8 protein-coding genes are annotated in these 12079 nt (G+C 76.6%); 5 read left to right on the top strand and 3 right to left on the bottom strand.

Annotated features, from left to right (window positions below; all coding sequences use genetic code 11):
- Positions 1-58: 58 nt before the first annotated feature.
- The 5 genes from ACZ3YO_RS05980 (at position 59) to ACZ3YO_RS05960 (ending at position 5488) form a co-directional block, all read left to right on the top strand.
- Positions 59-1345 carry an acyl-CoA dehydrogenase family protein gene (locus ACZ3YO_RS05980; RefSeq protein ID WP_465544478.1) on the top strand — a complete coding sequence of 429 codons (1287 nt, stop codon included), beginning with the start codon at positions 59-61 and terminating at the stop codon, positions 1343-1345.
- Between the two features lie 555 nt (positions 1346-1900).
- Complete coding sequence (locus ACZ3YO_RS05975) at positions 1901-4051, top strand: sensor histidine kinase (RefSeq protein WP_465565385.1); 2151 nt, start codon at positions 1901-1903, stop codon at positions 4049-4051.
- The gene (locus tag ACZ3YO_RS05970) at positions 4051-4482 is read left to right on the top strand and encodes a roadblock/LC7 domain-containing protein (RefSeq protein WP_465565382.1); all 432 of its coding nucleotides are present in this window, start codon (positions 4051-4053) and stop codon (positions 4480-4482) included. Before ACZ3YO_RS05975 ends, ACZ3YO_RS05970 begins: the two co-directional genes overlap by 1 nt.
- Complete coding sequence (locus tag ACZ3YO_RS05965; protein WP_396319755.1) at positions 4479-4859, top strand: DUF742 domain-containing protein; 381 nt, start codon at positions 4479-4481, stop codon at positions 4857-4859. The genes ACZ3YO_RS05970 and ACZ3YO_RS05965 overlap by 4 nt, the downstream gene beginning before the upstream one ends.
- Before the next feature lie 56 nt (positions 4860-4915).
- On the top strand, positions 4916-5488 hold the full coding sequence (locus tag ACZ3YO_RS05960) for a GTP-binding protein (RefSeq protein ID WP_396319754.1): 573 nt from the start codon (positions 4916-4918) through the stop codon (positions 5486-5488).
- 144 nt (positions 5489-5632) lie between these two features.
- On the opposite strand, the gene ACZ3YO_RS05955 is transcribed toward ACZ3YO_RS05960, so the two are convergent.
- The 3 genes from ACZ3YO_RS05955 to ACZ3YO_RS05945 all read right to left on the bottom strand — a co-directional run bounded on the left by ACZ3YO_RS05955 (position 5633) and on the right by ACZ3YO_RS05945 (position 12079).
- On the bottom strand, positions 5633-6100 hold the full coding sequence (locus tag ACZ3YO_RS05955) for a MarR family winged helix-turn-helix transcriptional regulator (protein ID WP_465565378.1): 468 nt from the start codon (positions 6098-6100) through the stop codon (positions 5633-5635).
- A gap of 121 nt (positions 6101-6221) precedes the next feature.
- Positions 6222-8279 (bottom strand): hypothetical protein, encoded by a 2058-nt coding sequence (locus ACZ3YO_RS05950; protein ID WP_465565375.1) that lies wholly within the window; start codon positions 8277-8279, stop codon positions 6222-6224.
- On the bottom strand, positions 8276-12079 hold the full coding sequence (locus ACZ3YO_RS05945) for a DUF5682 family protein (protein ID WP_465565372.1): 3804 nt from the start codon (positions 12077-12079) through the stop codon (positions 8276-8278). The genes ACZ3YO_RS05950 and ACZ3YO_RS05945 overlap by 4 nt, the downstream gene beginning before the upstream one ends.

Raw genomic sequence — 12079 nt, 5'->3', positions numbered from 1 at the left:
GCGGATCGGCTGTATGGACGGAGGCACGACCACCCCCCCGAACCCGAGAGGACCCAGCATGGCGATGGACTACTTCACCGACGAGCGACACGAGAGCCTTCGCGCGGAGGTGCGTGAGTTCGCGGAGAAGGAGGTGCGCCCGCAGGTCGCCCGGATGGAGGCCGACCGCCAGGTCGAGTTCGAACTCTCCCGGGAGATCGCCCGCCGCGGCTGGATCGGTGTCACCATCCCGCAGGAGTTCGGCGGCCTCGGGCTCGGCCACCTCGCCAAGACCGTCATCGTCGAGGAACTGGCCCGGGTCAGCGGCGCGATGGGCGCCATGGCGCAGGCCTCGCAGCTCGGCGTCGCCAAGGTCATCCACTTCGGATCCGACGCCCAGCGCCGGAAGTGGCTGCCGCTGTTCGCCTCCGGCGCGTCCCTGCCGACCATCGGCGTCACCGAGCCCGAGTCCGGCGGCCACGTGCTCGGCATGAGCGGCACCGCACACCGCGAGGGCGACGAGTACGTACTCAACGGCCGCAAGTGGTTCGTCGGGAACTCGCACATCGGCGACGTGCACGGCGTGGTGTTCCGCACCGGCAAGGGCAGCAAGGGCCTCTCCGCGTTCCTGGTCGAGAGCGACCGTCCCGGCTTCCGCACCGGGGACCCCGGCTCGCAGAGCGGCCTGCACGGGTTCAGCTTCGGCGAGATCGTCTTCGAGGAGTGCCGGATCCCGGTCGCCAACCGGCTGGGCCGGGAGGGCCAGGGCCTGGACGTCGCCTACTCCTCCTCCACCCTGTACGGCCGGCTGAACCTCGCCGCCGTCGCCCTCGGCATCCACGTGGCGATCGTCGAGGACACCGTGCGGTTCACCGAGGGGCGGATGCTGTACGGCAAGCCGCTCTCCCAACTGCCCAACATCGCGCTCAAGCTGGGCGAGATGCAGTCCCGGCTGATGACCGCCAAGCTCGCCGCGTACCACGCCTCCCACCTGCTCGACCACGGCAAGCCCTGCGACGCCGAGCTGATGAACGCCAAGCTCATCAACACCGAGTACGCGCTGGACTCCGCGCGCAACGCGATGGAGATCCACGCCGCCCGGGGCCTGCAGGCCGAGTTCCGCATCGAGCGCTACCTGCGTGACGCCACCCACGTCTACCCGCCGGCCGGCACCTCGGACGTCCAGCGGCTGCGGCTCGGCCAGGTCGCCGCCGGAACGTACGGCAAGCAGTGGTCGGCGGAGCTGTCCCATCTGGCCGGCTGGGCCTGGTCCGAGCTGGGCGAGCGCGAGTCCGCCGCGGAGGCCGAGGCCGAGGCCGGGCAGTCGCTGGAGGCGGCGCTGCTGCACCTGCCGATGGCGGTCTGAGGCGGTCCGAGACGGACGGGGGCGGATCCGGGTCAGCCCGGGCCCCCCGCCCGGGCCCTCGGGCCCGCCGGGCCCCCGGCATCCCCCCGCATCCCTCAGGTCTCCCCGAGCCCCTCGGGCCCCTCGAGTCGCTCGGGCCCCGGGGTGACCCGAGGGGCCGGCGCGGCCGGATTCGCCGTCTGGGCGGACGCCACCTCGACCCGCTAGACTTGACCTGTTCCTGACGACTTTCCGGAGGCCGGTCCTCGGCCTCCGGAAAGCCGCCGGCACGTCCGGAGCGGCGCCACGACCAGCGGCGATCCGCATCCCGGAACCGTTCCGGATGGCGGACGAACGGGTCATCGGCCATTCACATACCGTCAGTTGATGTTGCCGCGGGGGCACCTGGGGCTGGTAGCGTGCCATGCAGTCGGCGGCCGTGCTGCACCCCGTCCGGACGGTGACACAGCGTCATATCGTCCGGCACCCCTCCGGGCACCGCCGGCCGTGGCACCCCCGCTGCCCGGTCGGAGCACACGGGCGATACCGCCGTTCGGCCCAGCAACAAGGAATCAGATGCCAGGCATATCGGCCCCCCGCACGGGCCACCGCGCCGGCCGGTCCGGCTCTCTCCGCGGCTCGCTACTCGCCCTCGCGCTGGTCCCCTGCCTCGGCCTCGCCGCCGCCTGGGGATACGCCGCCTACCTACTGCGCAACACCGGCCACCACACAGCCCTGTTGGCCGTCAGCGCCGTCGTCGCCGTCGTCCTGCTCTGGAGCCTGATCAGCGGCGTGCGGCTCGCCGGGACCCTCTCCGCCCGGCTCTCCGGGCTGCGCACCGACACCCTCTCGCTCGCCCAGCGCGAGATCCCCGAAGTCGTCGGCCGCCTCCAGGCCGGCGAGTCCGTGCCCGCGCCGCCCGCCTGGGCACCCTCCCGGCGCGCCGGCGACGAGGTCCAGCAGACCGCCGACGGCCTCGCCGCCGTCCGGCAGGCCGCCATCGCCGCCATCGTCCACCAGGCCCAGGGCCGCGAGGGGACGAAGAAGGTCTTCCTCAACATCGCCCGCCGCACCCAGATCCTGATCCACCGACAGATCAGCATGCTGGACGCGCTCGAGCGCGAGCACGAGGACCCCGAACTGCTGCGTGAGCTGTTCGCCGTCGACCACCTGGCCACCCGGATGCGGCGCAACGCCGAGAACCTGGTCATCCTCGGCGGCGCCCTGCCCGCCCGGCGCTGGCGCAACGCCGTGCCCGTGGTCAACGTGCTGCGCAGCGCCGTCTCCGAGACCGAGAACTACGCCCGGGTGGTCGTCCAGGGCGTGCCGCGCACCTCGCTCAGCGGGCAGGCCGTCGCCGACGTCATCCACCTGGTCGCCGAACTGATCGAGAACGGCACCACCTTCTCCCCGCCCTACACCCAGGTGCAGGTCTCCGCGCAGGAGGTCCCCAAGGGTCTCGTCGTCGAGGTCGAGGACCGCGGCCTCGGCATGAGCGGGGACGAGTACGAGCGGCTCAACGACTACCTCGCCAACCCGCCCGAGCTGGACGTCTCCGCGCTCGGCGACGACCTGCGGCTCGGCCTCTTCGTGGTGGCCCGGCTGGCCGCCCGGCACGACATCCAGGTGACCCTGCGCCCCTCCCCGTACGGCGGGACGCGGGCCGTGGTGCTGGTGCCGGCGCCGTTGCTGGAGCAGGCGGAGCAGGCCGCCGACGTGCCCGGCCTGCCGGCCGGCGCCCGGGTGACCCGGACGCCGGTGCCGGAGCAGACCGTCGACGGCGGGCTGGGCGAGACCGACGAGGAGCTGTCGGGGGCGCTCTCCGGGGTGCTGAGCGGGCTGCTGAGCGGTGGTTCCCCGGCTACCGGGCCGGCCGCGGGAGCCGGAGCGGGCGCGGAGAGCAGGGACGCCGTGCTCCCGGGGAGCCCCATGGACCCCGTCGGCCCGGTGGACCCCGTCGGCTTCGGCGCCCCCGGGAGCCCCGGGGGCCGGCACGACAGCGGTGTGATCATCGGCGAACTGCTCGCCGAGTACGGCGACGGCGCCGCGCGGGGCGAGGGCGAACCCGCGGGCGGCGGCCTTCCGGTGGGAGCTCAGATCCCCGGACTGCCCGGCGCCGTGGTCGTGCCCCGGCCCGCGCCGCCAAGGCCGTACGACGAGCAGGCGGGCGAACCGCCGGCCGCGGGCGCCGCGGCGGGTGCTCCCGCCGGCGGCGGCCACGCCGACGGGCTGTGGGCCGGCCCGGCGGGAAACCCCCCGGCCGACCCCGCCGCGCCCATCCACGAACGCGCTCAGGAGGCCCCTTTGGAGCACAACCCGGACGGCGAGCTGCGCACCCCGCGCGTCCTGCCGCAGCGGGTTCGCAACGCCAGCCTCGCCGAGCAGCTGCGCGAGGCCCACGCCCCCGGCGCCGCGCTCCGGCCGCCGGCCGCCTTCCCGGGCGCGCCGATGGGTGGGCCGATGGGTGGGCCGCTGGGTGCGCCGATGGGTGGGCCGGCCCGGATGCCGGCGGGTGGTCCTGGAGGTGCGCCGGGCCTCCCGGCGGCCGGTCCGGCGGGCTCCCCCGCCCCGGGCACCGCCGACGACACCGCGCCCCAGCGCTCCCGCACCACCATGGCCGCCATCCAGCGCGGCACCCGGACCGCCCGCGCGGCCGCCCCCGACTCGGACGCACCGGCCGCGCCCCCCGCACCGGCCGCACCTTCCGCAGCTAAGGAACAGCAGTGATGACGCAGCACACCGACACCCAGCGCGACCTCAACTGGCTGCTGGACCAGCTGGTGGCGCGGGTCCCGGAGACCCGGCACGCCATCGTCCTCTCCGAGGACGGCCTGCTGGTCGGTCTCTCCCGAGGCCTGGACCGCGCCGACGCCGAGCACCTCTCGGCCGTCGCCTCCGGCTTGCAGAGCCTCGCCCGCGGCGCCGGCCACCGCTTCAACGGCGGCCGGGTCCGGCAGACGGTGATCGAGATGGACCAGCTGTTCCTGTTCGTCACCACCGCCGGCCAGGGTGCCCGGCTCGCCGTGCTGACCAGCGAGATGGTCGACGCCGGCCTGATGGCGTACGAGATCAACATGCTGGTCAAGCAGGTCGGCCAGTACCTCACCGCGGCGCCGCGCGGCGACGCCGGCCAGGCCGGCGTGGGCGGCGGTGCGTGACCGCCGACGCCGAGGAGGCCTGGTTCTTCGACAAGGACGCCGGGCATCTCGTCCGCCCCTACGCCATCACCAACGGGCGCACCGGCCCGGCCCGTGACAACTTCGCGCTGATCACCCTGGTGGTCACCGCCGACCCGCGAACCGACACCACCCGGCTCGCCCCCGAACCGGCCGCGATCATCGACCTGTGCCGCGAACGCCCGCTGGCCGTGGCCGAGATCGCGGCCGGCCTCGACCTGCCGGTGAGCGTGGTGAAGGTGCTGCTGGACGACCTCGCCGAGGCCCGGCTGATCCTCACCCGCGCGCCCGTCCAACTCGCCGAGGCGCCGGACATCTCGCTGATCCAGGCCGTGATCGAGGGCGTCCGCCGGCTCTGACCGGCGGGGGCCTCCGCTTGCGTCCACGCTTCCAGTTCCCCTCCAGGAGACCCGAATTGACGACCCAGAGCCTGGTGCCGGGCGCGGTCAAGATCCTCGTCGCCGGCGGCTTCGGCGTCGGCAAGACCACCATGGTCGGCTCGGTCAGCGAGATCGAGCCGCTGCAGACCGAGGAGCGGATGACCCGCGCCAGCATCGGGGTCGACAGCCTCGACGGCGTCCAGGACAAGTCCACCACCACCGTCGCGATGGACTTCGGCCGGATCACCGTCCACGACGAGTTGGTGCTCTACCTCTTCGGCACGCCCGGCCAGTTCCGCTTCTGGTTCATGTGGGACGACCTGGCGCTGGGTGCGCTCGGCGCGATCGTGCTGGCCGACACCCGGCGGCTGGAGTCCAGCTTCGCCGCGGTGGACTTCTTCGAGCAGCGCGGCATCCCGTTCGCGATCGGTGTCAACTGCTTCCACGGCCGCCGCGACAGCAGCCCCGAGGACGTCCGGCGCGCCCTCGACCTGGATCCCGGCGTCCCGGTCGTGCTCTGCGACGTCCGCGAGCGCGCCTCCAGCAAGGAGCTGCTGCTCGCCCTGCTGGACCGCGTCCACCGGGACGCCCTCGCCTCGCGGCGTTGAGGGCGGTCGGGGCGGTCCGGGCCGCCGGTATGCGGTCCGGGCCGCCGGTGTGGGGTCCATCGAGGTCGCCTGACCCCGGCGCCTCGGGTGCCGGGGCCGAGCGCCGGGTGCCAGGCGGCGTGTTCCAGATGCCGGGTGCCTGCGTCAGGCGGTGGCCGGGGCGCCCGGGGTGAGCTCCAGCTCGTCCAGCGCGTGCACCAGCGGGGCCAGCTCCGGAATCTCGGTGGCCTTCGCCAGCGTCGCCTCCAGGGTGGCGTCGTGCACCGGGCGCGCGGCCTGGAGCAGTCGGCGGCCCTGCGGGGTCAGCTCGGTGTAGATGCCGCGCCGGTCGTCCGCGCACAGGTAGCGGCTGAGCAGGCCGCGGTCCTCCAGCCTGGTCACCAGGCGGGTGGTCGCGCTGCTGCTCAGCGCCGCCGCGCGAGCCAGCTGCTGCATCCGCATGTGCCAGCCGTCCTGCCGGGAGAGCGCGTCCAGCACGGTGAACTCGACCACCGAGAGCTGGTGCTCGGCCTGCAGCGCCTTCTCCAGCGCCGCGTCGATGAGCCCGTGCAGCGCGGCGAGCGTGCGCCACCCGCAGGCGCGGATCTCGGCGGCATCGTCGTGGATACCCATGGCTCGCCCTTCTCTTCCCGGTCCCGTCACTGGTGCCGGCCCCGGTACCGTGTCCGGCCCGGGTCGATGGTGTGACGAGGTCGAACGTCTCCCGTCCACCCAGTATGCCATTCGGCGCGGTTTACCTGCCTGTGCAAGTACTTCCCCGGGCCGCCGACGTGACCGCCTCCCCCTGCGGAGCCCAGCCGACCGCGCAGAGCGCCGAGGCGAGCTCCTCGCCGTAACAGGCCGCCGCCAGCCACGCGGCGGTGAACGCCGCGTGGTCGTCCGCCACCACCCGGCCGAACACGTCCCGCCGGTGGTCCCCCGCCGCGGCCCGGAGCCCACCCAGCAGCGCCGCCCCCGTGGCCAGGCCCGCCGACACCAGCTGCGCGGCCTCGGCGGCCGGCGTCGTCGAACCGAGCGCGAGCGCCTGTCGGCCGCCGGTCACGGCCTGCTCGACCCTGCGGGTGAGCAGGTGCACGGGGGCGTCGGGGGCGTCGGCGGCCTCCGGGACCGCCGCCGGCGCGGGGATTGCCGGGTCGCGGAGGGGCGCGGGGAGGGTGAGATCGGCGGTCTGCAACCGCTCCAGGCCCAGGTTGACCCGTCCCGCCCGGTCGGCGGGCAGGGACAGCGACGGGACGCCCGCCAGGTCGTGCGACTCCGGCTCCCGTCCTGGCCGCGGCCCCGGCTCTGATCCCGGCCCCGCCTCCGGCCCCGGCCCCGGCTCGCTCGGGGCCGGACCGGCGGCGAGCAGGCGCAGCTCCGGGCGGGCGGCCCGTTCCAGCCGGCCGATCACCCGCAGTCTCAGCCCCGGGGCGGTGGCGAGCAGCGCCAGGTTGCCCCGGTACGCCAGGCCCGGGTGCTCGTGGGGCGCGCGCAGCGCGACGACCAGGCCGCCGCAGTCGGCGAGCAGCTGCGGTACCCCGGTCGGCCCGTACGGGGCGGCACCGAGCAGCGTGACGTCCAGGAACAGCAGGTCGCTCCCGGCCGGCCGGCTCTCGTACGGCAACGCCGCCGCCGAAAGGGCGCGCTCCACCTGCGCGGCCGGCGGCTCGGCCCAGAGTGCGGCGACCGGCTCCGCCGTCCACGCCGCGCCCGCCGCGCGGACCGCCTTCACCGAGGCCCCCGCGCCGAGCCGCCCGGTGGCGGACCTCGTCGCCCCCTGGACGGCCAGCCCGGCACGGCTGAACTCGCGGTGGCTGAGCAGCGCGTCGCCCAGCCGGACCGCGCGGTTCCCGGTGCCGACGGCCTGCGGGGCCGCGGCCGTCGCATCGGCGTGCGGCATGACCTCCGCGACGGTGCTCAGCCGCCCGGTGGCGTCCACCGCCCAGGTGAGCACGCCCGCGTGGGTGGCCGTCAGCACCGGCTCGGCGAACAGCCCGTACAGCCGCAGCCCGCCCGCCTCCCCGTAGGCCTGCCGGGCGGTGCCGCGCAGCTCGGCGGTGCCGACACCGCCACCGGGGTGGCCGCTCGCCAGGGCCGCGGTCGGTTCGAGCAGCTCGCGCACGGCTGTGACGAGGTCGGCGAGCCGGTGGTCCGGCTCGCCCGAGCGTGCCGCGCGGACCCGCGTCACCACGGCGACCGCCGCCGCGGCCGGCCGGTGGAGCCCCGCCAGCCGGGCCCGGTGCCCCGCCCGGAGCAGCTCCGCCTGCAGGACGGCCCCCGCCCCGCCCACCCCGGCCGCGAGGACGGCGGAGGCGGCCCGGTGCAGGTGACGGGCGGCCGCCTGCTCCGCCGGGGTCAGCGGCGTCTCCGACCCGGCTCCGGGGGCCGCGGCCCCCGTGCCCTCCGCCGCCGGAGTGTCGGCTGCCGGGGTACCGGCGGCCCGGGTGTCCGCGGCCCGGGCGTGGGCAGCCCCGGGGTCCGCTGCGGCGTCGGGCCCCTGATCGTCGTCCGCGAGACGGCAGAGCGAGACCGCGGCCGCCCGGTGCACACAGGCGGGCGCCAGCAGGCAGCCGCAACGCACGCCGGACCGGTCGGCGACCACCCCGCCGGGCGCGTGCAGGACCAGCTCCGTCTCCTCGTCCACCGCGACCCGCCAGTCGTCGCCGGACCGCTGCACCGGGCACGCCGCCAGCTTGGCGGCCGCGCCGTCCAACCTCTTCTGCAGCCGCGCCGACAGCCCGGCCACCACCTCGGCGACCACCTCCGGCCGGACCGCCGGCCAGTGCGCGCCGGCTTCCATCGGTACCGTCATCGGACCTTCTCCCCCACCCAACGGGCCAGTTCGAGCGGGCTGAGCGCCGCCACCGGCATCCCGGCCGCGACCAACCGGCTCGCGACCGCCTTCGAGTACCGCGCCTTCCCGGTGTCGTCCAGCGCGGCGCAGCCGAGCAGCTGGCAGCCGGAGTCGACCAGCGCCCGGGTCTGCGCCAGCAACCCGCCGATCGGACCGCCCTCCTCGAAGTCGCTGACCACCGCGACCAGTGTGCGGGAGGGCACCGTCACCAGCTCACGCGCGTACTTCAACCCGGCCGCGATGTGCGTGCCGCCGCCGATCCGGACCTCCAGGAGCAGACCGAGCGGATCCTCCACGCGCTCGGTCAGGTCGACGACCTCGGTGGAGAACGCGACGAAGTGGGTGCTGAGCGCCGGTACCCCGGCCAGGATCGAGGCGGTCAGCGCCGCCCACACCGTGGACGACTCCATCGACCCGGAGACGTCCACGACCAGGATCAGCCGCCAGTCCGCCGCCTTGCGGGCCCTGGTCCGGAAGACGGGCCGCTCGGGGACGATCACCGTGCCGGCGTCCGCCTCCCCCGGCCGCGCCGGGCGGGCGGTGGCGAGGTTGGCCCGGATCGTGCGGTCCAGGTCCAGGCCGCCACCCGGCCGGCGGCTGGGCCTCGGCACGCTGATCCCGGTCAGCGCCGGGCGCAGCCTCGTCGCCAGCTCCCGCGTCAGCTCGTCGACCAGCCGCCGCACCAGCGGCCGCAGGCCGGCGATCCGCGCCTCGGGGAGCCCGCCGGCGTGCTCCAGCACGGTGCGGAGCAGCTCGACGGAGGGACGGACGGCGCCCGGATCGAGCGCCTCCAGGGCATCCGTGCGGCCCTGCGCCGCGGCCGCGGCCAGCACCTCCTCCCGAATGCCCGGACCGAACAGCGCGGCCAACTCCTCGCCCCACTCCCGCACACCCGGATACGGCGCCTCCCGGCCGCCCCGGTTGCCGCCGGCACCGCCCCGCCCGTCCAGGCCGGGCCCGGATCCCTCGCCGCGCCCGGTGCCGTAGAGCTCGTCGAGGGCGGTGGCCAGCCGGGCGGACCGTCCGCCGAAGCCACCGCTGCCCGGCCGCCCGAGCAGCAGCCGCCACCGCTCGGCGGAGGCGAGGGCGTGGGTGGCGGGGGCGGTCGGGGCGGGGGCGGTGGGTGCAGGGGCCGTGGGTGCAGGGGCCGTGGGTGCAGTGGCGGTGGTGGGTGCGGCCGGCGCCGGGTGGCCCGGCGGCCCGGCGAACGCCTCCGGGAGCAGGCCGCGCCGGCCCAGGGCGGCGCGGGCCGCCAGGTCGGCGCGGGCCCAGCCGGCGAGCAGGGCGGGCGTGACGGTGTCGGGCAGGGCGCGCAGGCGGGTGCCGAGCCGCTCCTCGACCAACGTCAGCAGCCGGTCGCGGGCGGCCGGGCTGAGGGTGTCGAAGCCACCGCGCAACGCGGGCAGCCGGTCCAGGAACCCGGTGTCGGACAACGTGGTGACCCGCTCCAGCACCGGCTCCAGCACCTCGGGCGCCGTGTCGAAGAGCCCCTCGGCCGCCGTCAGCAGCCCGACCAGCGAGCGCCCGAGAGTGTGCCGGCTGTCGGGCCCGGTGGCACCGTCGACCCACGAGGCCGCCCGCCCGCCGAACGCCGCCGGGCCGTCCTGCCCGAGCAGCACCCGCACCGCACCCGCCGCGCCACGGACCAACGGGCTGCCCTCGTCGGCGAGTTCGGCCAGCGCACGGCCGAGCCGCAGCCCGCCCGACCGGTCGGCCCGACGCGCCAGCTCCACCAGCGCGCGGGCATCGGCCGGGTCGTCGGAGCCGGCCAGCCCCTCCAGCTGCCGCACCGCCGCGATGGTCAGCACCTCCCCTGCGGAGGCCAGAACTTCGGCGCCCTCGCCATGCCGGAAGGCGGCCGGGACCGCGGAAGCCGCCGGGGCCGCCGGAGCGGCGGTAGCCGCGAACGCGCCGGTCTGCGCGGCCTCTTCGCCGTCCGACGGATCAGCGGCGAGGCCGGGGATGTGGCCGGCGGCAAGGCGGTCCAGGAGGGCGAGGCCGTCGAGGAGTTCGGGGAGGGTCGCGGTCCCGGGCAGGACGCTGGTGAGCTGGGTGAGGCGGGTGCCGGCCAGCGCGGGGAGGCCGCAGGCGGCGGCCTCGGCCAGGCCGGTCAGGACTTCGCGGGCGGTCGGGCCGTCGGCCTCCTCTTCGCGGCGCAGCCGGTCCCGCAGGGTGCCTTCGGCGGCCTGGGCCGGGGTGACGCCGCGGGTGCCGGCGACGGTGAGCATCGCCGCGGTGGCCGGGGTCCACCGGACGCGCCAGCGGGTGCCCAGGGTCTCGGTGCCGCCGGCGCCGGTGGTGGTGACCGGGTCGGCGTACGGGACGGCGCAGGCGGCGAGGCGGTGGAGGAGCAGTTCGCGGCGGCGGTCAAGGGGTGAGCGCAGCGGGTCGAGGCGGAGTTCGCGCGGGCCCGCCTCGGCGGTGTCGCCGGGACCGGGGAGACCGAGTCCGGCGAGGAGTGACTCCACGGCGGGGGCGAGGCCGCTGCGGGGGGCGTCGGGGGCTGCGCGGCCGGTGCGGGTGCCCACCAGGACGCGCTCCAGGGCGCGGGCGACCGCGCGGCCCCGCCCGAGCGGCTCGCCCTGGGCGAGGACGGTCTGCACGGCTTCGACGAGTTCGCCGCGGCCGGGGGCGGCGAGGCCGCGCAGCCGGGCGAGGTCGCCGGCGAGGCGGACGATCTCGCGGGCGTCGGCGGGGCCGGAGGGGTGGTCCTGGGTGCGCAGGGCCTCGCAGATCCGGACGGCGGTGTGGGTGAGCGCGTCGGCGAGGCGGGCTGGGTCCCCGCCGGCGTCGAGGACGGTGTGCTGCCACTCGGGGTCGCGGATGCCGGCCGGGTAGCCGGAGCGGGCGTCGAGCAGGGGGTAGGTGTAGGGGATCAGCGAGACGACGTGGCCGCCGTCCGGCACGGGTGGCGCGCCGGCCTCCGTGCCGTCCGGCGGGTCGAGCAGCGCGGGCGCGTGGAACGCTCCGACCACGGCGGCGACGCGGCGCCCGCCGGCTGTGGCGTCCTGGATGCGCGCCCGCATCCAGGCCTCGCGCCTCAGGTCGTACGGGTCCACGCCGGTGCTGTCGGCGGCGTCGCGGCGCAGGGCCCAGCCGACCAGCAGGGCGGCGCGACGGACGGCCTCCGGGGTGGAGCCGGGGGCGGCGGTCTCGACCAGGCGGTCCCAGAGGTCCTCGTCGTCGTCGCGCCCGGTGAGCCGTTGGCGCAGCGCGTCGGCGACCCCGGGGCGGGCGCCCGCACCCGGCCCGGCCGCCGAGCGGTCGGCCGGGCCGGAGCCGCCCTCGCCGCGGTGGGCGAGCGGCAGGTCGCAGGCGACCACCGCCACGCCGTTGCGCCTGGCCCACCGCAGCGCGGCCAGCTCCGGGGAGAAGTCGGCGAACGGGTAGAAGGCGAGCCCGGACGCACCGTCACCCGCTCCCTCACCGGCGCCGCTCCCGGCCGCCGCCGGGGCGGCGGCGAGGGCGACCGGCGCCCGGGTGGACTCGTCGGCCAGCCACCCCAGCCAGGGCTGGAACTCGGCGGGCAGCTCGACCAGCACCACCTCGGGCCGGGCGGCGTCGAGCAGCGCGGGTACGACCGCGCTGAGCGAGGGCGCGTGGTGCCGGACCCCGATCAGGTACGGCCCGGGTGTGCCGGCGCCCGAGGCGGCCAGCCGTGCCGCCTCCGCCTCCACCACCGCGCGCGGGTCCGCCGGTGCCCGGCGGGGGTCGTCGAGGTCCGCCCCGAGGGCCCGGACCGCGCTGCTCGTCGTCAT

This window comes from Kitasatospora sp. NPDC022785, assembly GCF_055561295.1.
This window is presented reverse-complemented; position numbering and strand designations above follow the sequence as displayed.